The sequence below is a fragment of the Streptomyces polyrhachis genome (genome assembly GCF_042663125.1).
Lineage (GTDB): Bacteria > Actinomycetota > Actinomycetes > Streptomycetales > Streptomycetaceae > Streptomyces > Streptomyces polyrhachii.
The window spans coordinates 72,261-95,540 of record NZ_JBHSZO010000005.1 but is presented as its reverse complement, the minus strand read 5'-3'; the positions used below and the strand labels follow the sequence as shown (position 1 = coordinate 95,540).

General features: G+C 74.4%; 21 protein-coding genes. 11 read left to right on the top strand and 10 right to left on the bottom strand.

All coding sequences use genetic code 11. From position 1 onward, the window contains the following. Positions 1 to 68 precede the first annotated feature (68 nt). From ACFQLX_RS04840 to ACFQLX_RS04830, 3 genes are all read right to left on the bottom strand, one after another. Positions 69 to 2,066 carry a GTP-binding protein gene (locus ACFQLX_RS04840; RefSeq protein ID WP_386412273.1) on the bottom strand — a complete coding sequence of 666 codons (1,998 nt, stop codon included), beginning with the start codon at positions 2,064 to 2,066 and terminating at the stop codon, positions 69 to 71. A gap of 164 nt (positions 2,067 to 2,230) precedes the next feature. Then, positions 2,231 to 3,745 (bottom strand): glycerol-3-phosphate dehydrogenase/oxidase, encoded by a 1,515-nt coding sequence (locus tag ACFQLX_RS04835; RefSeq protein WP_386412271.1) that lies wholly within the window; start codon positions 3,743 to 3,745, stop codon positions 2,231 to 2,233. A gap of 52 nt (positions 3,746 to 3,797) precedes the next feature. After that, entirely contained in the window at positions 3,798 to 4,397 is a 600-nt protein-coding gene (locus ACFQLX_RS04830) for a TetR/AcrR family transcriptional regulator (protein WP_386412269.1), read from the bottom strand. Between the two features lie 40 nt (positions 4,398 to 4,437). On the opposite strand from ACFQLX_RS04830, the gene ACFQLX_RS04825 reads away from it, so the two are divergent. From ACFQLX_RS04825 to ACFQLX_RS04810, 4 genes are all read left to right on the top strand, one after another. Further along, a complete protein-coding gene (locus ACFQLX_RS04825) occupies positions 4,438 to 6,018 on the top strand; it encodes an FAD-binding oxidoreductase (RefSeq protein WP_386412479.1) in 1,581 nt (526 codons plus the stop codon). Positions 6,019 to 6,083: 65 nt separating this feature from the next. Next, a complete protein-coding gene (locus tag ACFQLX_RS04820; protein WP_386412267.1) occupies positions 6,084 to 6,974 on the top strand; it encodes a YegS/Rv2252/BmrU family lipid kinase in 891 nt (296 codons plus the stop codon). A 194-nt stretch (positions 6,975 to 7,168) separates the two neighbouring features. Then, positions 7,169 to 8,356 (top strand): L,D-transpeptidase, encoded by a 1,188-nt coding sequence (locus tag ACFQLX_RS04815; RefSeq protein ID WP_386412477.1) that lies wholly within the window; start codon positions 7,169 to 7,171, stop codon positions 8,354 to 8,356. 64 nt (positions 8,357 to 8,420) lie between these two features. Next, the gene (locus ACFQLX_RS04810) at positions 8,421 to 8,903 is read left to right on the top strand and encodes an SRPBCC family protein (RefSeq protein WP_386412265.1); all 483 of its coding nucleotides are present in this window, start codon (positions 8,421 to 8,423) and stop codon (positions 8,901 to 8,903) included. 101 nt (positions 8,904 to 9,004) lie between these two features. On the opposite strand, the gene ACFQLX_RS04805 is transcribed toward ACFQLX_RS04810, so the two are convergent. Continuing rightward, positions 9,005 to 9,808 (bottom strand): M23 family metallopeptidase, encoded by an 804-nt coding sequence (locus ACFQLX_RS04805; RefSeq protein ID WP_386412263.1) that lies wholly within the window; start codon positions 9,806 to 9,808, stop codon positions 9,005 to 9,007. A gap of 168 nt (positions 9,809 to 9,976) precedes the next feature. Between ACFQLX_RS04805 and ACFQLX_RS04800 the strand changes: the two genes are divergently transcribed. Next, complete coding sequence (locus ACFQLX_RS04800; RefSeq protein WP_386412261.1) at positions 9,977 to 10,345, top strand: MmcQ/YjbR family DNA-binding protein; 369 nt, start codon at positions 9,977 to 9,979, stop codon at positions 10,343 to 10,345. A gap of 10 nt (positions 10,346 to 10,355) precedes the next feature. On the opposite strand, the gene ACFQLX_RS04795 is transcribed toward ACFQLX_RS04800, so the two are convergent. Beyond that, on the bottom strand, positions 10,356 to 10,979 hold the full coding sequence (locus ACFQLX_RS04795; RefSeq protein ID WP_386412259.1) for a class I SAM-dependent methyltransferase: 624 nt from the start codon (positions 10,977 to 10,979) through the stop codon (positions 10,356 to 10,358). Positions 10,980 to 11,525: 546 nt separating this feature from the next. Then, on the bottom strand, positions 11,526 to 12,500 hold the full coding sequence (locus ACFQLX_RS04790; protein WP_386412257.1) for a peptidoglycan DD-metalloendopeptidase family protein: 975 nt from the start codon (positions 12,498 to 12,500) through the stop codon (positions 11,526 to 11,528). Between the two features lie 328 nt (positions 12,501 to 12,828). Here ACFQLX_RS04790 and ACFQLX_RS04785 point away from each other — a divergent pair, with 328 nt between their 5' ends. Together ACFQLX_RS04785 and ACFQLX_RS04780 are read left to right on the top strand one after the other, a co-directional pair. Beyond that, positions 12,829 to 14,460, top strand: a complete 1,632-nt coding sequence (locus ACFQLX_RS04785) for a protein kinase domain-containing protein (protein ID WP_386412255.1) — start codon at positions 12,829 to 12,831, stop codon at positions 14,458 to 14,460. Position 14,461: 1 nt separating this feature from the next. Further along, entirely contained in the window at positions 14,462 to 15,181 is a 720-nt protein-coding gene (locus tag ACFQLX_RS04780) for a hypothetical protein (RefSeq protein ID WP_386412253.1), read from the top strand. 33 nt (positions 15,182 to 15,214) lie between these two features. Here the strand turns inward: ACFQLX_RS04780 and ACFQLX_RS04775 are convergent, their stop codons facing one another. Further along, positions 15,215 to 16,129: a hypothetical protein gene (locus ACFQLX_RS04775; RefSeq protein ID WP_386412251.1), complete on the bottom strand. Its 915-nt coding sequence runs from the start codon at positions 16,127 to 16,129 to the stop codon at positions 15,215 to 15,217. Positions 16,130 to 16,320: 191 nt separating this feature from the next. Here ACFQLX_RS04775 and ACFQLX_RS04770 point away from each other — a divergent pair, with 191 nt between their 5' ends. Next, positions 16,321 to 16,911 (top strand): DUF5134 domain-containing protein, encoded by a 591-nt coding sequence (locus ACFQLX_RS04770; RefSeq protein ID WP_386412249.1) that lies wholly within the window; start codon positions 16,321 to 16,323, stop codon positions 16,909 to 16,911. Positions 16,912 to 17,200: 289 nt separating this feature from the next. On the opposite strand, the gene ACFQLX_RS04765 is transcribed toward ACFQLX_RS04770, so the two are convergent. Next, positions 17,201 to 17,794 carry a TetR/AcrR family transcriptional regulator gene (locus tag ACFQLX_RS04765; protein ID WP_386412247.1) on the bottom strand — a complete coding sequence of 198 codons (594 nt, stop codon included), beginning with the start codon at positions 17,792 to 17,794 and terminating at the stop codon, positions 17,201 to 17,203. Between the two features lie 170 nt (positions 17,795 to 17,964). On the opposite strand from ACFQLX_RS04765, the gene ACFQLX_RS04760 reads away from it, so the two are divergent. Further along, complete coding sequence (locus tag ACFQLX_RS04760) at positions 17,965 to 19,452, top strand: cytochrome P450 (RefSeq protein ID WP_386412245.1); 1,488 nt, start codon at positions 17,965 to 17,967, stop codon at positions 19,450 to 19,452. Here the strand turns inward: ACFQLX_RS04760 and ACFQLX_RS04755 are convergent. Beyond that, positions 19,435 to 20,250 (bottom strand): M15 family metallopeptidase, encoded by an 816-nt coding sequence (locus ACFQLX_RS04755; RefSeq protein WP_386412243.1) that lies wholly within the window; start codon positions 20,248 to 20,250, stop codon positions 19,435 to 19,437. The genes ACFQLX_RS04760 and ACFQLX_RS04755 overlap by 18 nt on opposite strands. A 120-nt stretch (positions 20,251 to 20,370) precedes the next feature. Next, positions 20,371 to 21,150 carry a DeoR/GlpR family DNA-binding transcription regulator gene (locus ACFQLX_RS04750; RefSeq protein WP_386412241.1) on the bottom strand — a complete coding sequence of 260 codons (780 nt, stop codon included), beginning with the start codon at positions 21,148 to 21,150 and terminating at the stop codon, positions 20,371 to 20,373. A 281-nt stretch (positions 21,151 to 21,431) separates the two neighbouring features. Here ACFQLX_RS04750 and ACFQLX_RS04745 point away from each other — a divergent pair, with 281 nt between their 5' ends. Both ACFQLX_RS04745 and ACFQLX_RS04740 read left to right on the top strand, forming a co-directional pair. Then, complete coding sequence (locus ACFQLX_RS04745; RefSeq protein WP_386412239.1) at positions 21,432 to 22,313, top strand: SIS domain-containing protein; 882 nt, start codon at positions 21,432 to 21,434, stop codon at positions 22,311 to 22,313. A 28-nt stretch (positions 22,314 to 22,341) separates the two neighbouring features. Then, positions 22,342 to 23,229 carry a class II fructose-bisphosphate aldolase gene (locus ACFQLX_RS04740; protein WP_386412237.1) on the top strand — a complete coding sequence of 296 codons (888 nt, stop codon included), beginning with the start codon at positions 22,342 to 22,344 and terminating at the stop codon, positions 23,227 to 23,229. Positions 23,230 to 23,280: the final 51 nt, after the last annotated feature.

Here is a 23,280-nt window from a genome sequence, read left to right as displayed (position 1 = left end):
TCAGTTCGTGTGCTCATCGCAGGAGCGCCGCTCCCGCGCCGTCATCCGCTGGAGGCCGCCGGCCGGTCTCAGACCCGGCGCAGTACGTGCAGCAGGTACTCCTCCCGGTGGAGCGGGTCGTGGTCGGTGCGGGCGCGCGTCGGCGGCGGTCCGGTGACCGGCCGGTGGTGCGAGAAGGCCGCCTCCAGCACGCCCTCGCCCCGCGTCAGCCCGGGGAGGCGCTGCTCCAGCGTGTGCACCCGCGCGGCCGGGACGTCCCCCTCCAGTACGTACAGCGCGCCCCGCGCCAGCGGCGCCCCCGGCACCGCGCCCAGCCGGGAGAGCAGCGGCAGCACCGCGCCGAAGGTGTCGGCCGGGATCTCCAGCCGGAAGCGGTGCACGGGCTCCAGTACGCGGGTGCCGGCCCGGCGCAGCGCGTCCGCCAGCACCAGCGGCGTCAGCGCGCGGAAGTCCCCCGCCGTGGTCGACATGCTCTTGTCGAAGGTGGCGTGCGCGTGGCTCTGGCGCGGCCAGTATTTGGTGTACGTGACGGCCACCGCCACGTCCGTCACCGGCCAGCCGTGCAGCCCCTGCGCCAGGGTGTCGCGGACGGTCTCCTCCACGGCGGCGAAGAGCGCGTAGGGCATCGAGCCCAGCTCGACCTCCAGGGCGTACGACACCCCCGTGCCGGGCGGTGCGGCCGCCACGCGCAGGCCCAGGCCCGCGAGGAAAGGGTTGCCGCCCTTCTTGATGCGCTCCTCGGCGCGGCCGACGCCGACCGGCCGTTCGAGGTGGAGGGTGGTCGTCTCGCGGAAGCCCGCCGACAGTCCGAACTCCTCGGCCAGGGTGGCCTGGATGACCTCCTTCTGCACCTCGCCGTAGAGGGAGACGTACAGCTCGTCGCGCAGGTCGTCCTGGCGGAGGTTGATGAGCGGGTCCTGCTCGGCGAGGACGGCCAGCGCGCCGTGCAGCGCGCCCTTCTCGGCGGGGCGGGCGGGCAGCACGACCGTCTCCAGGGTCGGCGGGGCGAAGAGGTGCGCACCCGCGTCCGCCTCCGGGGGCCGGGTGCCGATCGGGTCCCCGATCCGGACGCCGTCCAGCCCCCGGAGGGTGGCGATCTCCCCGGCAGACGCCGACCCGCGCCGCTCCACGCCGCCGTGCGCGAAGACCCCGACGCCGGTCACCTTGCCCGCGCGGCCGTCGCCGAAGGGCACCCGCTCGCGCAGGCTTACGGTGCCGGAGAAGAGGCGGGCGTAGGCGATGCGTTCACCGGACGGACCGCGCTCGACCTTGAACACCGTGGCGGCGAGGGGTGCTTCGGTGTCGGTGCGGGCGTGGGGCAGGAACTCCCGGATGCCGCCGAGGAGTTCGTCCACCCCGGCGCCGGTGATGGCGGAGCCGAAGTACACGGGGTGGACCAGCGCCCGGCCCGTCTGGGCGGCCAGGGCGGTGCGCAGCCGGTCGTGGGTGAGCGCGGGCCCGGTGCCGTCCACGTAGGCGGTGAGCAGGTCGTCGTCCTGCCCGGCGAGCAGCTCCGCCAGCGCGGTGCGTACACGTCCGTCATGCGGCCCGTACGGCGCGAAGTCCGCCTGCGGCGTGCCCAGTCGGCGCGCCCGGCCCATCGCCGCCACGGCGGGCGTCAGCCGCTCGGCCAGCTCCGCCGTCAGGGCGTCGCCGCGGGCGCCGCGGCGGTCGATCTTGTTGACGAAGACGAGGGTGGGGATGCGCAGCCGCCGCAGCGTCCGCATCAGGACCCGGGTCTGCGCCTGCACCCCCTCGACGGCCGAGACGACCAGCACCACGCCGTCCAGGACGCCCAGGACCCGCTCCACCTCGGCGATGAAGTCCGGGTGGCCGGGGGTGTCGATGAGGTTGACGACGGTGTCGCCCACGGTGAAGGAGACCACCGCCGACTTGATGGTGATGCCGCGCCGGCGCTCCAGCGCCAGCGAGTCGGTCCGCGTGCTGCCGGCGTCGACGCTGCCGAGGGTGTCGATGACCCCGGCGGTGTGCAGCAGCCGTTCGGTGAGGCTCGTCTTACCCGCGTCGATGTGCGCGAGGATCCCGAGGTTGAGCGTGCGAGTCAAGCGTCCGGTCCTTTACGGGGAGGGGGGTTCCTTTCGTGAGGGACGCTGACGCAACTCGCATGGCACACTCCTGGGTCGACCGGGTGTCGGGCTGTCCGCGCCGACCGGCCCGGCGGGGCGGTTCCCCCGTACTCCAACAGGAAGCGGCCCGCCGGGCAACCGGATTACCGGTCGGCGGCCCGCACCCCCAGCGCCTCGCGCGCCGCCCCCAGCGCCGCCGCGCGGTCCTGGGCGACCAGCCCGATACGGGTGCGCCGGTCGAGGACGTCCGCCTCGTCCAGCGCCCCCTCGTGGCGTACCGCCCACAGCAGTTCGCCCAGCACTGTGGCGTGCCCGGGGACGACCTGCTCGGGGCCCAGGGCGTGGACGGCCGGCGCCTCGGTGCCGTACCGGCGGATGAGCCGCTGCGGCGCGGCCAGCCGCGCCAGCTCCGCCGCCGGCGCCGCGCCCACCAGCGCCAGCCGCGCCGTACGGCAGGGGCCCGCCGCCAGGCCGCGCCCCGCCACCGCCGCGTCCACCGCGTCCTGCGCCATCCGCCGGTACGTGGTCAGCTTGCCGCCGACCACCGTCACCACCCCCTGCCGGGAGGTGAGGACCGCGTGCCGGCGCGAGAGGTCGGCGCTCGCCCCGCCGGCGTCCAGCAGGGGGCGCAGGCCCGCGAAGGCGCCCGCCACGTCCGCCCGCCGCACGGGGGTCTCCAGTGCCGAGTCCAGCAGGTCCAGCAGGAAGCCGATGTCCGCCTCGGGCGCCTGCGGCTCGTCCGGTACGGGACCCGGCGCCGGCTCGTCCGTCAGCCCCACGTACACCCGCCCGTCGTGCTGCGGCAGGACGAGCGCGAAGCGGCCCGTCGTCCCCGGCACCGGGATGTGCAGGCCGGCGGCGGGCAGGCCCAGGTCCTGGTCGCGCAGCACCAGATGGGTGCCCCGGGAGGGCCGCAGCCGAATGCCCTCGACCAGGCCGTCCGCCCACACGCCGGTGGCGTTGACGATCGCGCGGGCGCGGACCTCCACCCGCTCCCCGGTGCGCTCGTCGCGCAGCACCGCGCCGCCGTCGCCCAGCTCCAGCGCCCGCACCCGGGTCAGGATCCGGGCGCCGTGCGCGGCGGCCGTCCGGGCCAGGGCGGTGACCAGGCGCACGTCGTCCGAGACGCGGCCGTCCCAGGAGAGCAGTCCGCCGCGCAGGCCCTCGCGGCGCAGGGCGGGCACCAGTTGGAGCGTCTCGACGGCCGACAGGCGCCGGGCGCGCGGCAGCGTACGGCGCGAGGTGCCCGCCGTCGCCCGCAGTACGTCGCCCGCCCGCAGCCCCGCCGAGGCGAGCGCCGCCTGCGCGGGCGGGGTGAGCGGGGTGAGGGGCAGTACGAAGGGCTGCGCCTGGACGAGGTGCGGGGCGGTGCGCTCCATCAGCACCCCGCGCTCCACGGCGCTCTCGCGGGCGATGCCCACCTGGCCGGAGGCGAGGTAGCGCAGGCCGCCGTGGATGAGCTTGGAGCTCCAGCGCGAGGTGCCGAAGGCCAGGTCGTGCGCGTCCACGGCGGCCACGCTCAGCCCCCGCGCGGCGGCGTCGAGCGCCACGCCGGCGCCGGTGGCGCCCAGGCCGACGACGAGCACGTCGACGGTGTGGCCGCCGGCCAGTTCACCCAGGTCACGAAGCCGGCGGTCGGCGGTCAGCGAGGCGTTCACGGTGGGGGTGTCCCTTCCGGAGGGGCGGTGGGGGGTGGCGCCGGGGCCTGTCCTACGGCCGCAGGGAGCGGTCCAGTACGTGCCGCAACTCCGCCTCGAAAGCAGGGGTGTCGAGGCGGGCGTCGGACTCGTCGGTCATCGTGCGCAGCGAGAGCGTGAAGGACTGGACGACCAGCAGCAGCACCCGCGCCTGGCGGACCGGGTCGTCCTCGCGCACCGAGCCGTCCGCGTGCCCGGCCCGCAGCCCCTGTGCGAGCTGCTCCAGCAGGGCGTCCTGCGAGGCGCCCCGGCGGTCCAGTACGTACGGCAGCAGCAGCTCGGGGTCCACGTCGAGGATCTTGCGGAAGAGCGGGTGCTCGCGCAGCGCCCGCGCCCCGTCCGTCAACCCCTCGACGAGCTGCTCGCGCGCCGGGCGCGGATCGTCGGCCGCCGGCAGCGCGCCGCGCGCCGCCGCCAGCCACTCGCGGGTCATCAAGTCGCCCACCAGCGCCCGGACATCGGGCCAGCGGCGGTAGAGCGTCATACGGGACACGCCTGCCCGGCGGGCCACGTCGGTCAGTGTGGTGCGGCGGACACCGACGGCCAGCACGCAGTCGCGGGCCGCGTCGAGGGCGGCCTCGTCCCCCGAAGGCTTGTGACGTTTAGGCTTCACATGTAACAGTGTAACTCCCCGAGGAGGAGTCGCGTTGAACATGCTCTGGAACGGCTGGGGAGACCCCGCCAAGGCCGCCCCGCTGCCGCAGGACGTCGCCGTACTGCTGCGCGACCTGCTGGGCGTGGCGCCGGCCGCCGAGGCGCCGCTCGACCTCGCCGACGTCGCGCTCCCCGCGAGCCGGTTGGCGGACCCGGTGCACGCGGCGCTCGCCGCCGTCGCCGAGGTGCGCCGCGACGACGAGACCCGGCTGCGCCACACACGCGGCCGGTCCACCCCCGACCTGCTGCGCATCCGCGCGGGCGAGACGGCCGACGCCCCCGACGCGGTGGTGCTGCCCGCCTCGCACGAGGAGGTGCTCGCCGTCCTGCGTGTCTGCGCCCGACACGCTGTCTCCGTCGTCCCGTTCGGCGGCGGCACCTCCGTCGTCGGGGGCCTGACCCCCCGGCGCACGGACCGCGTCGTCGCCCTCGACCTGCGCCGCCTGGACCGGGTGCTCGCCGTCGACCCCGTCTCCCGTACGGCCGTGCTGCAGGCGGGACTTCGCGGCCCCGACGCCGAACGCCTCCTGGCCGCCAAGGGGTTCACCCTCGGGCACTTCCCGCAGTCCTTCGAGTGGGCCACCGTCGGCGGCTTCGCGGCCGCCCGGGGCAGCGGCCAGGCCTCCGCCGGATACGGGCGCTTCGACGAGATGGTCGTCGCCCTCACCGCCGCCACCCCCACCGGCACCCTGGAGACCGGCCGCGCCCCGCGCTCGGCCGCCGGACCCGACCTGCGCCAGCTGCTCCTGGGCTCCGAGGGCGCGTTCGGCGTCATCACCTCCGTGACCGTCCGCGTGCGCCCGCTGCCCGAGGCACGGCGCTACGAGGGCTGGCGCTTCCCCTCCTTCGACAGCGGCGCCCGCGCCATGCGCCGCCTCGCGCAGGACGGGCCCCTGCCGACGGTGCTGCGGCTCTCCGACGAGGCGGAGACCATGGTCGGCCTCGCCCGCCCGCAGACCCTGTCCGACCTCGCCGCCGACGCCGGCTGCCTGCTCCTCGCCGGCTACGAGGGCACGGCGGACGGCGTACCGCGACTGCGCGAACGCACCGGCGAGGCCCTGCGCGCCCTGGGCGGACAGCCGCTCGGCGACGAACCGGGCGAGCAGTGGGCGCAGGGGCGCTACGCCGCGCCCTACCTGCGCGACTCCCTGCTGGGCGCGGGGGCCTTCGCCGAGACGCTGGAGACGGCCGTCTTCTGGTCCGGTATCCCGCGCCTGTACGCGGCCGTGCGCGAGGCGCTGACCTCGACACTCACCGAGGCCGGCACCCCGCCGCTCGTCATGTGCCACATCAGCCACGTCTACGAGACCGGCGCCTCCCTCTACTTCACCGTCGTCAGCGCGCAGGGCGGTGCTGCGGGGGACGGCCCCCTCGCGCACTGGCAGCGCGCCAAGCAGGCGGCCAACGACGCGATCCTCGCCAACGGGGGCACCATCAGCCACCACCACGGCGTCGGCACCGACCACCGCGACTGGTACGCGCGGGAGGCCGGCCCCGTCGGCGTGGAGATCCTCAGGGCGGTGAAGGCCCGCCTGGACCCGGCGGGCATCCTTAACCCGGGCGTCCTCGTCCCGGAGTGACCGGGGCCCGCACCGAGCCCCGTACCGCAGCCCCGCACCACCGACCCGAGAGGCGAGCCGCAGCCATGCGCCAGTTCACCGCCGTCATCAACCCGGCAGCAGGCGGCCAGGCCGGCGCCGCCGCCCTCATCCCCATCGCCCGGCAGCTGCGGGAGGCGGGCGCCGAGGTGGAGGTCTCCCACAGCCGCAGCCTGCGGCACGCCGGTGAACTCGCCCTGGAGGCGGGGGAGAAGGGGCGCACGGTGCTCGCCGTCGGGGGCGACGGGATGGCCGGGCGCATCGGCGGCGCGCTGGCCGGCACGGAGGCGGTCTGCGGCTTCGTACCGGCCGGGCGCGGCAACGACTTCGCGCGCGCCCTCGGGCTGCCGCGCGAACCGGCCGCCCTGGCGCGGCTGCTGCTGGCGGCCGAGCCCCGGCAGGTGGACGCCATCGGCCTCACCTCCGCCGCCCATCCCGACACCGTGGCGCTGGGCAGCGTGTACGCCGGGGTGGACGCGGTGGCCAACCGCAACGCCAACACCTCGCGGCTGCTGCGGGGTTCCGCCTCGTACTACGTGGGGGCGCTGCGCGCGGTCGCCTCCTGGCGGCCCGTCTCCTACCGGCTCACCATCGACGGCGAGACCTGCGAGCGGCGCGGCTACACGGTCGTCGTGGCGAACTCCGCGTACTACGGCTTCGGCCGCCAGGTCGCGCCCGCCGCGCGGCTGGACGACGGACTGCTGGACGTCGTGATCATCAAACACGCCCCGAAACGGCTCTTCTTCGCCGTGATGAACGAACTGAAGGACGGCAGCCACATCCGCCGCCCCGAGGTCGAGGTCCTCACCGGCCGCGAGATCCGCATCGAGGCACCGGAGCGGGCGCGGCCCCTGCCGTACGGGGCGGACGGCGAGGTCGACGCGGTGCTGCCGGTGACGGCGCGGGTGCTGCCGAGGGCGCTGCGGGTGCTCGCCTGACCCTTCCCCTGGAACCGCCCACCCCTTCGTACGCGTCTACGAACCGTGACAAGCCGGGGCTGTTCGCCTCGAACGGACGCCTGGCTGCGGTGTGTCGCGGGTAGGCGTCCGTTCGGAGCTGCCCCGTGGCGCGGTTCGCAACAGGCCCTGGGGGCAGGGGATCGGAACGAGCAGGGGGAGCTGACGTGACGACGATGAACTGGATGCGGCGCAGGAGCACCGCGGCGGGGATCGCCGTCGCCGCCGCGCTGGTGCTGGGCGGATGTACGGGCACGGGCAAGGCGGACGACAAGCCGGGCGCCGGGCGCGGCGACGAGCCGTTCGCGATGACCCTCACCCCCGACGAGGGAGCCCGGGACGTCGCCGTGGCGGGGAAGGTCTCCGTACGGGTGAAGGGCGGCAGGCTGGCCGCCGTCGAGGTCTCCGCGCCCGGGCCGGGGAAGCTCGCCGGGCGGCTCAACACCGAGGGGACGGCCTGGACCTCCACCGCCGCGCTCGCCCCCGGCGCCACGTACACGATGAAGGCCCGCGGCATGGACGGCGAGGGCGCGCAGCAGACGCGCAGCGCGACCTTCACGACCGCCGCGGCGCCCAAGAGCAGGACCTTCTTCGGCGAGTACTTCCCCGACAAGGGCACCACCGTCGGCGTCGCGCACCCGGTGGCGATCACCTTCAGCAAGCCGGTCCGCGACAAGGCGGCGGTGGAGCGCGCCCTGTCGGTGACGGCCGTGCCGGCGGTGGAGGGCTCGTGGAGCTGGCTGAAGTCCTGGGACGGCCGCGACCGGATCGACTACCGCCCGCAGACGTACTGGAAGGCCGGTACCAGGGTCAGGCTGACGATGCACCTGGCCGGTGTGGACGCCGGCGGCGTCTACGGCACCCAGGAGCGGGTGGTGGACTTCCGCATCGGCCAGGCGGTGACCTCCACCGTCGACGTCAAGCGCAAGACGCTCACCCTGGCGCGTAACGGCAAGACGGTGCGTACGCTGCCGGTCTCCAGCGGCAAGAAGGGCTTCGAGACGTGGAACGGCACGATGGTCGTCCTGGGCAAGACGCCCTCGCTGCGGATGAACTCGCGGACCGTGGGCATCTTCGGCGCGGAGGCGTACAACCTCGGCGCGGTGAAGTGGGACGTCCAGCTGACCACGTCGGGGACCTTCGTGCACGCGGCGCCCTGGAACGCGGGCAAGTTCGGCCGGGTCAACGGCAGTCACGGCTGCATCGGGATGAGCACGGCGGACGCGGCGTGGTTCTACCGCCAGGTGGGCGTCGGCGACCCGGTGACGGTGGTGCACTCCCGCGACACGGCGGCGGTCGGCAACGGCTACGGCGACTGGAACGTGGACTGGGAGAGCTGGAAGGCGGGGAGCGCGCTGAGGTGAGGCCGAGCGGCTGTTGCTAGCGTCTGCCCCCACGGGCAACGACGAGTGGGGCGGAGGCTCAGCGATGGGCGAACGGGTGTGGAGTGTCGAGGAGTCGCTGGTGATAGCGGCGCCGGCGGCGGAGGTGTACGCGGCGGTGGCCGATCCGCGGCGGATGGTCGAGTGGAGCACCGAGCTGTTCGCGGTACGGGTGCGGGGGCAGCGGTTCACCGGGTTCAACCGCAAGGGGCCGCTGGTGTGGTTCACCAGCTGCCGGATCGCCGTGGCGGAGCCGGACGCCGAGTTCGCCTTCGACGTCACCTCCTTCGGGCTGCCGATCGCCCGCTGGGGCTACCGCGTCGAGGCCGAACCGGCGCAGGGCGGCACCCGGATCACCGAGTACTGGCTCGACCACCGCCGCACGCCCGGCTGGCGCCGTACCGTCGCCGAGCTGCTCGGCCTCGTCTTCACCGCCACGCCGGCGGCCCGCCGGGCGGAGGTCAACCGGCGCGGCATGCGCGTGACGCTGCAGCGGATCAGCGAGTCCCTGACGGGGCAGCCGGCCTGAGCACGCGGGGCGCCCCGCGCCGGTTCCCGACCGGTGCGGGGCGCCCCTGTTCGTGCGGTCCGTACGGTTCGTACTGCCGTGCCCTGCTCAGTAGGCAGGTCTCAGCAATCGGGGATGACCGTACCGTTGTTGTCCCGTGCCTCGTCGTTGCCCCAGCGCGAGAGGTAGTAGGCCGACACCCACTGGTTCGCCGGCCCCACGTCCGGGTCGGTCTTGAGCCACCAGTGGTTGAAGTTGCCCGAGCCGTCGCGGATCTCGCGGCCCCACGCCTTGCAGAAGACGTAGTTGGTGCCCGCGTAGAGGGTGCCCGTCTGGGCGGTGCTGGTCGGCGAGCCGTAGACGGGCGCGTTGGCGAAGGTGTCCACCCAGTATGTCGACGACCCCGAGCAGCCGTTGTCGCTCCGCAGGTACTTCTGGTAGTACGAGCCCGGATACGGCGCCAGCGACACGCCGTTGATCCGGATCGTCTGCCCGACCCCGTTGTAGAGCTGCTCGTAGTGGATGTGCGCGCCGGAGCTGTTGCCGGTGGATCCGGTGGTGCCGATCTGCTGGCCCTGGGAGACCCACTGGCCGTGGCTGATGCCGAAGGACGCGAGGTGGAAGTAGTACGTCTTCCAGCCGCCGCCGTGGTCGATGACGACGTAGTTGCCCGCGCCGCCGCCCTCGTAGTAGCGGTAGGCGGTGCCCGAGGCGGAGGCGAGCACGGGGGTGCCGGCGGTGGGACCGCCGTCACTGCGGACGAAGTCCAGGGCGAGGCGGACCTCGGCCGAGTGGTGGCTGTAGGTCCAGGTCTGGCCGCAGGGGTACGGGGCCTTGAACGTGGGCGCGGCCTGGGCGGGGGGCGCGGTGAGCAGCCCCGCGAGGATCGCGGCGAGGCCCACCAGAACGAGACGCAGGTGACGCATCAAGCCTCCTGGCAGAAGGACGGGATCGTGCGCAACGCCCCGATGGTAGGGGGAAAACGGGAAAGTTAGCGCGCCCATGTCAACAATTGCGGCGGGTGGGGCGGGAGTGGCACCGGGCGGCCTGGGGGAGGCGCCGCGTTGTCAGTGCCGGCCGCTACGGTCGCAGGTATGGCCACGAGTTCCGAGGAGGTCCGGGAGACCGCGTTGGCGCTTCCGGAGACGAGCGAGAAGATCGCGTGGGGGATGCCCACGTTCCGGGTCGCGGGGAGGATGTTCCTCACGCTGCCCGGGGACGAGAGCTCCTTCGCCGTGCGCTGCCCGATGCTGGAGCGCGACGAACTGGTGCTGGCGGAGCCGGAGAAGTTCTGGATCGCCGGGCACGAGGCGTCCTTCGCCTGGGTGCGGGTGCGCATCGCCGCGCTCGACGACCCGGCGGAGCTGGCGGCGATCGTCGTGGACTCCTGGCGGCAGGCCGCGCCGCAGCGGTTGACGGCCGAGCACCCCGATCCGCTCGGGCGCAGGCAGGCGGGGCGATGAGGCGGACCGCTCAGCCGGCCGGTCGGCGCAGCAGCACCAGCGCGTCGACGGCGTCCACCGTGCGGCCGTCCGGCTGCGGTACGGGGCGCAGGACGCGCTCGGCCCGGACCGCCTCCAGGCCCGCCCCGGCCAGATCCGCCAGTACGTCCGCCGGGGTGAACAGCACGCGGGCGTCCTTCGGGCCGCCCGTGCCCTCGGTCAGGTTCGTCGTGTCGTGGCCCACGACCAGCAGGCTGCCGCCCGGCGCCAGCGCGCCCGCCGCCGTCCGCAGCGCCGGGCCGCGCTCCCCGGCCGGCAGGTGCAGGTAGGAGAGCAGCACCAGTTCGTACGCCCCCCGCTCCGGCTCGTACGCCAGCACGTCCGCGCAGACCCAGGTGACCCGCCCGCCCACCTCCGCCGGCGCCTCGGCCGTCAGCCGCCGCCCGCGCTCCACCCCCACGGAGGAGAAGTCCACCGCCGTCACCCGCCAGCCCCGCCCGGCGAGCCACAGGGCGTTGCGCCCCTCCCCGGCGGCCAGGTCGAGCGCCCGGCCAGGGGGCAGCGGACCGGTCTCCCGGGCCACCCATCTGTTGGGCTCGGCGCCCCAGACGAGGTCGGCATCCGCGTAACGGTCGTCCCACGCACGGTTGTCCATAAACCGATTCGCCTCTCAGCGCGTCATAGATGTGAGGAGCCGAGGCTCTCACAGAGCGGAGGAGAACACGGTATGCACACGATTCACAGTGAAGCGGTACACAACGCGGTGGTCCGGCACGTCCTTTCGCGGTTGCGGCGCGTTCCCGTCTGTCCCCGGTGCGGTCGCGTGCGCTGCATCTGCCCGCCGTGAGACGCGGCATCGGGCTCAGAGGCTGTTGCCGAACCCCCGTCTGCGCCCCGACGCCCGGCACGCGCCCCCAAGCTCTTCGAGCAGGGGGTACCCCCGGCCGCACCCCGTCGCAGGACAGGTGGCTCCTTCCCCAAGCTCTCAACTTCCTCCCCAAGCTCTTCGAGCAGGGGATGCCCCACGGAGCAGGGGATGCCCCATTCATGACCTGCGACGGCGCACGCCGAGAGCTGGGGTATCCCCTGCTCGAAGAGCTTGGGGAGGCACCGACCGCCGCTGCGCCCGCGCTTCGCGCGGACGACGGGGGTTCGGCAACAGCCTCTCAGACCCTGACCCGCTCCTTTGCGCGCCGGGTGCTCAGATCCGGACGCCGCGGGCGCGCAGATAGCGGAGGGGGTCGATATCGGAGCCGTAGCGCGGGCCCGTGCGTATCTCGAAGTGCAGGTGCGGGCCGGTGGTGTTGCCGGTGGAGCCGGAACGGCCCACCCGCTGGCCCGCGTTGACACGCTGGCCGGGGCGTACGGCCACGGCGGAGAGGTGCGCGTACTGCGAGTAGCGGCCGTCGGTGTGGCGGACGACGACCTGGTAGCCGTACGCGCCGCCCCAGCCCGCCGTGACGACGGTGCCGCCGGTCACCGCGCGCACGCCCGTACCGACGGGCACGGGGAAGTCGGCGCCGGTGTGGTAGCCGCTGGACCAGGCGCTGCCGCGGACGCCGTAGGCGGTGCCGACGCCGGCGGCGGCGAGCGGGGCGACGTAACCGGTCGTCGTCTGGGGCTTCTTACCGGAGTCCTCGGCGGTCTCGGCGCCTCCGGCGGGCTTGGGGTGCGGGGCGGGCGGCTTGCTGTGCGGTGCGGGCTCAGGCGTGCGCGGTCCGTGCAGGGTCAGCCGCTGGCCCGGCATTATCAGGTCGGGGTCGGCGCCGATCACCTGCCGGTTGCGCTCGTAGAGCGCGGACCAGCCGCCCCGCACCCGGTGTGCGACGGCGATGCCGTGCAGGGTGTCGCCGGGCCGCACGGTGTAGTGCGTGACGCGCCGGCCCGGTGCGGACCCGGGGCTGGCGGGGACCACCGTGAGGCGCACGCCCTGGGGGAGGACGCCCGCCTCCGCGCTGCGGGGGTGGGGCGCCCCGTGCCGTACCTCGCGCGGCATCGGTGACGAACTCCCCTGCGCTGCAAGGACATTGGGCGCGGCGAGGAGCGGCAGGGCCAGACCGGCGCCACCGGCGGTGACGGTCAGCGAGGCGCGCGCCACCGGGCTGGAGCGGGGCCTGCGGTGCCGGCCCCGGGCGGCGGAGTCGGCCGGTCCGGGCGGCTGCGGTGCTTCCGGCATGGCTGTGTCTCCTCGTTCCCTCGGTGCTTCCCGGCCCTCGCGCGGTCTCCCGCGGCCTTCGGGCGGCGTTCTCGCGGATGCGACTGGGACTGAACCCTAGATGCGTCCATGTCAGCCCACAAGGGGCGGAGGGAGTGATCGGGACGCCGGTTCCGCTCCTGCGCGCTTGCGTCCACAGCCGGTGAAATCCCCATCCGCGTCACGGTGGGCCGTGACATCCGCTATAAGTCGGCTATAGAGGGAACCAAGCGACGGCACGCGAGGTCTGTCCCTGCGTCGACACAGGCATCCGCGCCGGCGGATGCGGCCCGAACCGGGGGGTGGGGCAATGGACGGTTGGACGGTTCCCGGATACCGGGAGTCGCGCGAGTTGGGCTCCGGCGCGAGCGGCCGGGTGGTCCTCGCGGTGCACGAGGCGACCGGCACACCGGTCGCGGTGAAGTACCTGAGCGACGAACTGCGCGCCGACGAGGGCTTCTTGCGGGAGTTCCGCGCGGAGGCAAGGCTGCTCGGTTCGCTCGACACGCCGTACGTGGTGCGGCTCTACGAGTACGTCGAGTCGCCCCGCGGCGCCGCGATCGTGATGGAGGTCGTGGACGGTATCGCGCTGCGCGCCCTGCTCCGCCAGGAGGGCGCGACCGGCCCCGAGGCGGCGCTCGTCGTGCTCAAGGGCTCGCTGCTGGGCCTGGCCGCCGCCCACGCGAGCGGCATCGTGCACCGCGACTACAAGCCGGAGAACGTGCTGGTCGCGGCCGACGGCTCCTCCAAGCTGGTCGACTTCGGCATCGCGGTACGCAGCGGCGCCACACCGGAGGTGGCGGGCACACCGCTGTACATGGCGCCCGAGCAGTGGAGCGGCGCACCGGCCTCACCGGCCACCGACGTGTACGCGGCCACGGCCACGTTCTACGAGTGCCTCACCGGCCAACGCCCCTACAGCGGCGAGACGTTCGCGGAGCTGGCGGTGAAGCACATCACCGCCCCGATCCCCGCGGAGAACGTGGCCGAGCCCGTACGGGAGCTGATCCGGCACGGCATGGCGAAGGACCCGGCCGGACGCCCGCCCACCGCCGAGCTGTTCGTCGCCGAGCTGGACACGGTGGCCGGGGCGGCGTACGGGCCGGACTGGGAGGAGCGCGGGCAGCGCCGACTCGCCGCCCTGGTCGCGCTGTTGCCGCTGCTCCTCCCCTCCGCGCAGGGGGCCTCCGCCGGTACGACCTCCCTCGCCCGCACCGTCCTGGGCGGCGGCCCCGGCGGCTGGCTGACCGGGCGGCGCGGGCTGCTCGCGGGCGTCGGGGCGCTGGTGGCCGTCGGCGCGCTCGCCGTCACCGCGGTGGCCACGGAGGACGGGGGGAGCAGCCCGGCCCGTACCGCCGCCACGACCAGCGCCTCACCGCTCGCCGCCGGGAGCACGGAGGGCGGCGCCCCGACGTCCGCGCCGGGGACGGAGTCGGCCTCGCCGTCGGCCTCGGCGTCCCCGTCCGCCTCGGTCTCCCCCTCCGCTTCGGCTTCGGCCTCCGCCGGCGCATCGCCGGATCCCACCGCCGCACCGACGACGGATCCGGGGACCCCGGCGCCGGCGACCAGCGATCCGTCGCCGCCGCCCACGTCGCCGCCGGTGGAGCCGGTGGCGGTGTCGGACCTTGCGGTCTCCGGGGTACGGCAGTTCGGGCCGATGGAAGCAGACGGGCAGGTGGCCGTACGTACCAGCAAGCCGGACGCGGTGACGCTCACCGTCACCTGGTACGTCAGCCAGACCAAGGGCCAGCTCGGCTCGCAGGACGGCGCGTCCGCCACGTACAAGCTGCAGGGGAGCACCAGTTACACCCAGCCCCTGAAGCACACCTTCGCAGTGAGCGGCTCGGAGGGGTGCTACTACTGGAGCGCCGTCGCCACCACCTCCCCCGCGGCGGCGGGCGGCGCCTCCTCGCAGCAGACCCAGACCCGGGGGTGCTTCTGACATGAACGACCCCCGCGACCGCACCCCCGACGAGCCCCGCACCCACCGCCTGCGCCGCCCCGCGCGGCCCGCCGTCCCCGACCCGCGCACCGCCCCCGAGGCGGCGGCGGACTACAGCGCGACCGCCCTGAACTGGCCGCAGCCCACCGTCCCCCCGGAGGCCGGCCGGGCCCATCCGCCCACGGTGCGCGAGCCGTTGGCGCTCCCGCTGCCCGCGTACGACGACGACGCGGTCCTGCGCTTCGGCCCCGGCGTCCCTGCGTCCCCTCCCGGCGGGGACACCGCCGCGATGCTCTGGCACGCGGCCACCGCCCCGCCGCCGCGCCGGCGCCCGGCCTGGCGCCGCTACCTGCTCGCCGCCGCCGTGCTGCTCTGCTCGCTGGCCTTCGCCCTGTGGCAGTGGTGGGGCTCGGGTCTCGCCGTCGAGAGCGTCCGCGTCAGTACGGACCCCGGGGGCCCGGCCTGCGACAGTACGGCGGAGATCGTCGCCACCGTACGGACCAACGGGCGCGGCGGCACCCTGCGTTACCACTGGGAGCGCAGTGACGGCACCCGCTCCGGCGAGCTGCGCGAGCAGTTCGGCCGGGGGCAGGAGGAGGCGCGGGTGGAGCTGCTGTGGCGGTTCGAGGGGCGCGGAAGCGTGACCGCCACGGCCGAGCTGGTGATCTCCGCTCCCCAACCCCGCGCCGAAGCGGTCACGTTCACCTACAGCTGCCCCTGACGGCCCCCTGACGGCCACCCGGCGCCGTGCCCGCTACCGCGCCTGCAGCAGCGCCACCGGCAGCTCCGGCGACCACAGCGGCAGCGGTCCGGCGACGGCGAGCAGCGCGGCCCCGATGAGGAGCTGGGCGGCGAGCGTGCGGTGCAGGACGACCCGTACGACGGCCCCCGGCGCCCCGTCCCACGGCCGCTGCAGGCAGGCACGGGCGAGCGCGTCCAGCGCCACCAGCAGGGTCAGCGCGCCCAGTTGGACGAGCAGCAGCCGCCCGTAACCCGTCCCCAGCACCAGGGGCGCGGCGCCGACGGTCTGCCACGCCTGCATGCTGACGACGGCCATCAGCAGGTGCAGGGCGACCAGCGCCGCCGGGGTGAAGCGGCGGGCGGCGGCCATCGCCGGCTGCTCCGCGCGCGTCACGATGAGCAGCACGGCCAGCGCGATCAAGCCGCCCAGCCAGCAGGTGATAGCGGCGAGTTGGAGGCTCCGCATAAGCAGGAGGGCGGGCACCAGCGGGGCGCGCGGCGGGAGTTCGGCGAGCTGCCAGCAGCCGGCGGCGGTCAGTACGAGCGCGGTGGTCCCCAAGGCGGCCGCCCCCCGCCACCAGTCCCGACCGCCGCCGGGGGCGGGGAGGGGCTCCGTCAGCGCGTAACGGCCCAGCGCCCAGCAGGCGATGAGCAGCACGAGCAGGGTGGCGCGCAGCCGCACCGACGGGCCGCTCAGCGGCCCGGGGAGCAGCAGCAGGCCGAGCAGCCCGGCCGCCCCGACGCCCAGGGCGGCGGCCAGCAGCCGGCCCAGGGCGGTGCGCGCCCGCGGCGGCACGGGGCGTACGAGCACGAGGCAGAGCGCCGTCCCGCCGAGGGCGACCAGTCCCGCCAGGGCGCACCAGCGCAGGGGGGTGTCGAGGGCGGCGCCCAGGGTCGCGGGGCCGCCGAATCCGATGAAAGAGGGCATGGCGCAGGACTGCCCACCGACGGCGCGGCGGCTGCGCGGTGCGCGGGGAAACTCACCCGATGGGGAATGCGCGGACCCAAACCCACCCGTACGTGTGGAGCGTCGGCGCCGTCGCGGGGGAATTCTCAGCGACAGAGCGGGTGAGCGATCCGGCATCGGAAGGACGACGACACATGACGGGTGGAGGTGGAATGGACACTCCGATGCCGGCACCGCCCGCAGCGGCGATGTTTCTCCAACTGGCGCTGCTGGGGCTGTTCTGGGGCGTGTTCGCGCTCCGGCTGCTGCGCCTCATCGCCGTGCCCCTCCTCAGCGACACACATCCAGCCGCGGACGCGGCGCACGCCGGGATGGCCGGTGGCATGGTCTACCTGCTCTTCCCGGGTGCGCCGTCCGAGGGGCACCGGCCCCTCGCGGTCGTCTTCGGCGCGGTGGCGCTGGGCTTCGCGGTCGCGCTGGTCCTGCGGGCGCGCGACCGTACGGACTTCCGCGTCCACGACGTGGTCCTGCTCGTCGGCATGGCGGCGATGACGCTGATGCTCGCCGCCGACACCGGCTTCGGCCCGCTGCCCGCGCTGGTCACGGCGGTCTGCCTGGCCGCGACCGCGTGGCCGCTGCTGCGGCCGGTGCTCGACCCGCCGGGCCCCGGCCGCCACCGCCGCGGCCCCGGCTTCGCGGGCCCCCCGCTGGCCCGCCCCCAGCGGCGGCTGCTGATCACGGCCCCGCAGGTGGGCTCGGTGGCGATGACGCTGGGCATGACGTGGATGCTGCTGGCGAGCTGACAGCCCGCAATGCGGCTTCGACCTGCGGTTTCCCAGACGCGGTCGGTGCTTGGGGGTCCCGGTCGGGCCTCGCCCTGCTCACCTGAACGGAGCAGTACCTTCTGCGGCCCGACGCCGCAGCGGCGAGCGTGGAAGCAGGAGGCACCCCCTCCCACTGACCGGCCCGCCCCGCCACGTAGGCATGGCCCACGATCATGGCGACGTCGAAGGCGGCGCGGGCCACCAGTCAGCGGCGTCCGGTGCGTGCTTGGGACACCGCTGCGCCGGACCAACGGGCGGACGGGTGAGGTCAACCGGCCGTGTTCTCGATGCCCACCGCCGCTAGGAGGGTGCGGGCGCACAGGTCGCGTAGTTCCTCGCGGGTGACCGCGGCGTGCTCCAGCCAGTCCAGGCAGGCCGCGATGACGAACATCAGCCACGCCCGCGCCGCGATCCGCACCCCCGCGTCGGGCCCGCCGCTCCCGTGGACGGTGGCCACCGCGTCCACGATGCGCTGCTGGTGCACCGCCAGGCTCTCCTCGAAGACCGCCCGCACGCCCTCGTCCACCGCGGCGGCGGCGCGGTGCATCACCCGGTAGCCGACGGGGTGCGTCTGGACGTACTCGAGATACGCGTCGAGGCCGGCGAGCAGCTGCTCGGCCGGGGGGAGCGCCGGATCGGGCGCGGTGAGCCGCAGGATGCGCTCGCTCTCGGCACGCACCACGGCCGCGAAGAACTCCCGCTTGGTGGGGAAGTAGTGGTACAGCAACCCCCGCGAGACGTCCGCGAGTTCCGCCACCGCCTCGATCCACACCTCGTCGTACGGCCGATCGGCGAACAGCTCGGCGCCGATGGCGAGCAGCTGCTCGCGGCGTTGCTCGCTGGAGAGTCGGGTACGGCGCACAGGGCGCAGCGTACTGGAGTGCGGAGCGGCGGCGGCAGCTGCGGGAGCGGATACGGCCCCACTCCTTGACGTGGGTTCAATAACGGCGCGATCCTGATCCCACCGCGCCTTCCGGCGACGGCGCAGACCGTACCGACCACGACCGCCTTTCACGGCCAGGGAGCACGCCCGTGCAGACCAAGGGAATCCCGTATCCGCCCCGGCGACTGCCCCTGCTGGGCGACCTGCTCAACGCCAACCCGCGCGAGCCCGTCCAGGACTCCCTGCGCCTCGCCCAGCGGCTCGGGCCGATCTTCGCCCGCAAGTTCCTCAACCGCGAGATCGTCATGGTGGCCGGGGCGGAACTGGCCGCGGACCTCTCGGACGAGTCCCGCTTCTCCAAGAACGTCGGCGTGGGCGTCGAGAACCTCCGCCGGATCGCGGGCGACGGCCTCTTCACCGCGTACAACTCCGAGCCCAACTGGCAGCTCGCCCACGACATCCTGCTGCCCGCCTTCGGCCGCAGCGCGATGGAGGACTACCACCCGATCATGCTGGACGTGGCACGCGAGCTGACCGCGTACTGGGACCGGCACGTGGACGGTGAACCGGTGGACGTCTCCGCCGACATGACCAAGGTGACCCTGGAGACCATCGGCCGCACCGGCTTCGGCTACAGCTTCCAGTCCTTCGAGCGTGAGCGGCCGCACCCCTTCGTCGCCGCCATGTCATCCGCCCTGCGGCACGCCCAACTGCGCAGCTTCCGCATCCCGTTGGTCAGCAGGCTGCTCGGCTCCCGGGCCGCGGACCTGCGCAACGAGGAGCACGCGGTGTACATGGAGAAGGTGGTCGACGACGTCATCGCGGCCCGCCGGGAGTCGCCGGATCCCGGGCGGCGCGACATGCTCGCCCTGATGATGGAGGAGCGCCACCCCGACACCGGCGAGCGGCTCGACGACGTCAACATCCGCCACCAGGTGATCACTTTCCTGGTCGCCGGACACGAGACGACCTCCGGCGCACTCTCCTTCGCGCTGTACTACCTCGCGCAGCACCCGCAGATCCTGGCCAGGGCGCAGGCCGAGGTCGACGCCGCCTGGGGCGACAGCGCCGACCCCCGGCCGCAGTACCGGGAGATCGCCAAACTCCGCTACGTACGCCGGGTGTTCGACGAGGCGCTGCGCCTGTGGCCCACCGCCCCGGCCTACGCCCGCCAGGCACGCGCGGACACCCTCCTGGGCGGCACGTACCCGATGGCGAAGGGCGACTGGGCCTTCGTGCTGATCCCGGCCCTGCACCGCGACCCGGCCGCCTGGGGCCCCGACGCGCTCTCCTTCGACCCCGACCGCTTCGCGCCCGGCGAGGTGCGCCGCCGCCCCGCGCACTGCTACAAGCCCTTCGGTACGGGCGAACGGGCCTGCATCGGACGGCAGTTCGCCATCCACGAGTCGGTCCTGGTGCTGGCGATGCTGCTGCACCGCTACGAGCTGATCCCCGACCCCGCCTACGAGCTGCGCGTCACCGAGCTGCTCACCCTCAAGCCGGAGGGCTTCCGCCTGCGCCTGCGCCGCCGCACGGCCCGGACCGCAGCCGCTGCCGCCCCCGCCGCCGCGGCCCCCGTACGGGAGCCGCAGCCGACGGGGTGCCCCCACTCGGGAGGGTCAGCGGCCGGTGAGTGAGCGCCGGTGGACGGGGAAGTCGAAGAAGGTGGCGGGGAAGGGCTCCGGCTTGTAGGTGAAGTGCCACCACTCGTACGCGTAGTTGACGAAGCCGACGGCCTCCAGCGTCTCCTTCAGCAGCAGCCGGTTGGCGCGCTGCTCGCCCTGGATGCGCGGGTCGAGGGTGTGCGAGAGGGTGTCGAAGCAGTCGTAACCCGTCCCCATGTCCACCGAGTTGTCGGGGAAGCGCGCCGCCTGCGGGGCGTAGCAGGGCACCAGCGGCTCGCCCGGCTCGTACGCCCGGGTGGCGGCGGCGGGCAGCCGCACCAGCGTGAGGTCCACCGTGCTGCCGCGGCTGTGCCCGGAGCGCTCGGCGATGTAACCGTCGGTGAAGAGGCGGCTCTTGTCGACGTCGGGATAGAACTCCCCCTTCATCCGCTCGTCGTCGAGGTCCTTGGCCCAGGCGACGAAGTGGTCGACGGCGCGCTGGGGGCGGTAGCAGTCGTAGACCTTCAGTGAGTAGCCCTGGCCGAGCAGGCGCTCCTGGGCGCGGCGCAGGGCCTCGGCGGCCGGTGCGGTCAGGACGCACAGCGGCTGGCGGTAGCCGTCGACGGGGTCGCCGATGAAGTTGTGCGCGGTGAGGTAGCGCATGTCGTGCAGGATCGTGCGGTCGACGTCGCCGAGCGCGACGAACTCCGGCGGGGCCTTGGGCTCGGGCCGGGCGGCGGCCGCGGGGGCCGCGGAGGCGGGGGCCGCGCCGGCGGTGAGGGTGGCGGCGGTGAGGAGCAGGGCGCACAGGACGCGGGAAAATCTTGGCATGCCCCACTCATCTATCAGGAGTGGGGCTCGTGCGGAAGGGGACGCCCCGGTCCCGGTGTCTTCCGTACGGACGTCGGGGTGCGGCGCGAAGCCCTTCGCGGACCGCCCCCGGCCGCCCCCTCAGACCGCCAGCACTCGCACCCCCGCCTCGCGGAAGCCCGCGGCGGTCTCCTCGTCGACGCCGGCGTCTGTGACCAGGGTGCCGATGCGGTCGGTGGCGCAGATGGCGGCGAAGGCGCGCCTGCCCAGCTTGGTGGAGTCCGCCGCCACGACCACGCGTTCGGCGCGCTCGCACAGCAGTCGGTTGATCGCCGCCTCCGCCTCGTCCTGCGCGGCGGCGCCGTGCAGCACGTCCAGGGCGACCACGCCCAGCACGGCGACGTCCAGGGTGATGCGGCTCAGGACGCCGTCGGCGAGCGGGCCGATCAGCTCGTAGGACTGGGGGCGGGCGACGCCGCCGGTGACCACGATCTTGAACTGGGGGCGCACCGCCAGCTCGTTGGCGATGTTCAGCGCGTTCGTCACCACGGTGAGCGCCGGGTTCCCGCCGGCCAGGTCGGGGCGTACGGCCAGGGCGCGGGCGACCTCGGTGGTGGTCGTGCCGCCGGTGAGGCCCACCGCCTCGCCGGGGGCGATCAGCGCGGCGACGGCCTGGGCGATGCGCTGCTTCTCGCCGGCGCGGCGCGCGGTCTTGTAGCGCAGGGGCAGCTCGTAGGAGACGCTGTGGACGACGGCGCCGCCCCGGGTGCGTACCAGCATCTGCTGCTCGGCGAGCTGGTCGAAGTCGCGGCGGATGGTCGCGGCGGAGACGCCCAGGGTGGCGGCGGCCTCCTCCACGTCGAGGCGGCCCTCCTCCACGAGGAGTTCCAGCAGGGCTTTCCAGCGGGCGTCGCGTGACATGCGCGGCTCCGAATCCGTGGGGGGCGGTCAGCGCACCCTACCTGCGCGTATCCGGCAGCCGTCGGGCGCCCGGACTTCGTACGGATGACTTCATCCTACTGCTTGAAGATGCTTGCGGGACGCGCATATATTGCACGAACACGCAACGCGGGTGGCGTGTGGAGTGATCGGCCGTACGACGGGCAGTGAAGTCCGCAGCGAAGGTCCGCAGCAGAAGTCCGCAGTAAGAGTCCGCAGTAAAAGTTCGCAGCGAGAGCCGCCGCGCAGTCCGAGGGGATCGAATGAGCCACGTCGAAGAGGAACTGGCGAGCCAGCCCGAGTGCTGGACGCGCGCCGCCGGGCTGGCGCGCGACGCCGAGGGGCTGCCCGCCGCGGGGGAGCGGGTGGCCGTCGTCGGCTGCGGCACCTCGTGGTTCATGGCGCAGGCGTACGCCGCCCTGCGCGAGGGCGCGGGGCAGGGCGAGACCGACGCCTTCGCCGCCTCCGAGTTCCCCGCCGGCCGGCGCTACGACCGCGTCGTCGCCCTCACCCGCTCCGGCACCACCACCGAGGTGCTGGAGCTGCTCGCCGCCCTGCGCGCGAGCGGGGTGCCCACCACCGCGATCACCGGCGACCCGGCCACCCCGGTGATGACCGCCGCCGACGCCGTGGTCGCCTTGGACTTCGCCGACGAGCGCTCCGTCGTCCAGACGCGCTTCGCCACCACCGCCCTCACCCTGCTGCGCGCCGCCCTGGGCCTGCACGGCGAGCAGGTCGTGGCGGACGCGCGCACCGCGCTCGCCGAGCCGCTGCCCGAAGGGCTCCTGGACTGCGGGCAGTTCACCTTCCTGGGCCGCGGCTGGAGCGTCGGCCTGGCCAACGAGGCCGCGCTGAAGATGCGCGAGGCGTCGCTCGCCTGGACCGAGGCGTACCCGGCGATGGAGTACCGCCACGGCCCCATCTCCGTCAGCACCGACTCCACCGCCACCTGGATGTTCGGGGAGGCGCCCGCCGGACTGGCCGAACAGGTGGGCGCCACCGGCGCGTTGTGGATCGAGGGCCGCCTGGACCCGCTGGCCGAGCTGGTCCGCGCTCAGCGCCTCGCCGTCGCCCTCGCCGCGGCGCGCGGTCTGGACCCCGACCGGCCCCGCCACCTGACCCGCTCCGTCATCCTCGCTCCCTGACCGTCCCGACCACCGAGCGGACCCCTCGATGCCCCTCGCACAGACCGGTGACCTCGTCACCGAAGCGGCCCAAGTCTCCGGCGCCGTCGCCGCGTTCAACGTGGTCACCCTTGAGCACATCGAGGCCGTGATCGCGGGAGCCGAGGCGGCCCGCGCCCCGGTGATCCTCCAGATCAGCGAGAACGCGGTGAAGTTCCGCTACGGACGGCTGATCCCGCTCGCCCGCGCGGCCACCACCGCGGCGCACCTCGCGCAGGTGCCCGTCGCCCTGCACCTCGACCATGTGAGCGGCGACGAGCTGCTGCGCCAGGCGGCCGACGCTGGTTTCAGCTCGGTGATGTACGACGCCTCCCGGCTGCCGTACGCGCAGAACCTCGCCGCCACCCGCGCCGCCGTGGCCTGGGGGCACGCCAACGGCCTGTGGGTGGAGGCGGAGTTGGGCCAGGTCGGCGGCAAGCACGAGGAGGCGCCGCTGGACGCGCACGCGCCCGGCGCGCGGACCCGGCCGCTGGAGGCGCTGGGCTTCGTACGCGACTCCGGTGTCGACGCGCTCGCCGTCGCCATCGGCAGCTCGCACGCGATGACCACCCGCGCGGCGGCCCTCGACCACGCCCTCCTCGCCCGGCTCGCCGCGACGCTGGACGTGCCGCTGGTGCTGCACGGCTCCTCCGGCGTCCCCGACGCGGAACTCGCGGCGGCCGTCCGCGGGGGGATCGCGAAGGTCAACGTCGGTACGGCGCTGAACGTCGCGATGACCGCGGCGATCCGCACCTACCTCACGGCCAACCCGCACGCGGTGGACTCCCGCCGCTACCTCTCCGTCGGGCGCGAGGCGATGGCCCGTACGGTGACGGAGCTGATCCTGACGGTGCGCGGCGCCGGCGTGCCGGCCGAGGTCCCCGTACCGGCGGCCTGAGCCACCGGCCGGCAACCCCCGTCTCCACCACGGGGGTTGCCGGCCGCGTTC

Coding starts and splice junctions, on each gene's coding strand:
- ACFQLX_RS04825 (WP_386412479.1), top strand. CDS start 4,438: ATGCTCTGGAACGGCTGGGGAGACCCCGCCAAGGCCGCCCCGCTGCCG.
- ACFQLX_RS04820 (WP_386412267.1), top strand. CDS start 6,084: ATGCGCCAGTTCACCGCCGTCATCAACCCGGCAGCAGGCGGCCAGGCC.
- ACFQLX_RS04815 (WP_386412477.1), top strand. CDS start 7,169: ATGAACTGGATGCGGCGCAGGAGCACCGCGGCGGGGATCGCCGTCGCC.
- ACFQLX_RS04810 (WP_386412265.1), top strand. CDS start 8,421: ATGGGCGAACGGGTGTGGAGTGTCGAGGAGTCGCTGGTGATAGCGGCG.
- ACFQLX_RS04805 (WP_386412263.1), bottom strand. CDS start 9,808: ATGCGTCACCTGCGTCTCGTTCTGGTGGGCCTCGCCGCGATCCTCGCG.
- ACFQLX_RS04800 (WP_386412261.1), top strand. CDS start 9,977: ATGGCCACGAGTTCCGAGGAGGTCCGGGAGACCGCGTTGGCGCTTCCG.
- ACFQLX_RS04795 (WP_386412259.1), bottom strand. CDS start 10,979: ATGGACAACCGTGCGTGGGACGACCGTTACGCGGATGCCGACCTCGTC.
- ACFQLX_RS04790 (WP_386412257.1), bottom strand. CDS start 12,500: ATGCCGGAAGCACCGCAGCCGCCCGGACCGGCCGACTCCGCCGCCCGG.
- ACFQLX_RS04785 (WP_386412255.1), top strand. CDS start 12,829: ATGGACGGTTGGACGGTTCCCGGATACCGGGAGTCGCGCGAGTTGGGC.
- ACFQLX_RS04780 (WP_386412253.1), top strand. CDS start 14,462: ATGAACGACCCCCGCGACCGCACCCCCGACGAGCCCCGCACCCACCGC.
- ACFQLX_RS04775 (WP_386412251.1), bottom strand. CDS start 16,129: ATGCCCTCTTTCATCGGATTCGGCGGCCCCGCGACCCTGGGCGCCGCC.
- ACFQLX_RS04770 (WP_386412249.1), top strand. CDS start 16,321: ATGGACACTCCGATGCCGGCACCGCCCGCAGCGGCGATGTTTCTCCAA.
- ACFQLX_RS04755 (WP_386412243.1), bottom strand. CDS start 20,250: ATGCCAAGATTTTCCCGCGTCCTGTGCGCCCTGCTCCTCACCGCCGCC.
- ACFQLX_RS04750 (WP_386412241.1), bottom strand. CDS start 21,150: ATGTCACGCGACGCCCGCTGGAAAGCCCTGCTGGAACTCCTCGTGGAG.
- ACFQLX_RS04745 (WP_386412239.1), top strand. CDS start 21,432: ATGAGCCACGTCGAAGAGGAACTGGCGAGCCAGCCCGAGTGCTGGACG.
- ACFQLX_RS04740 (WP_386412237.1), top strand. CDS start 22,342: ATGCCCCTCGCACAGACCGGTGACCTCGTCACCGAAGCGGCCCAAGTC.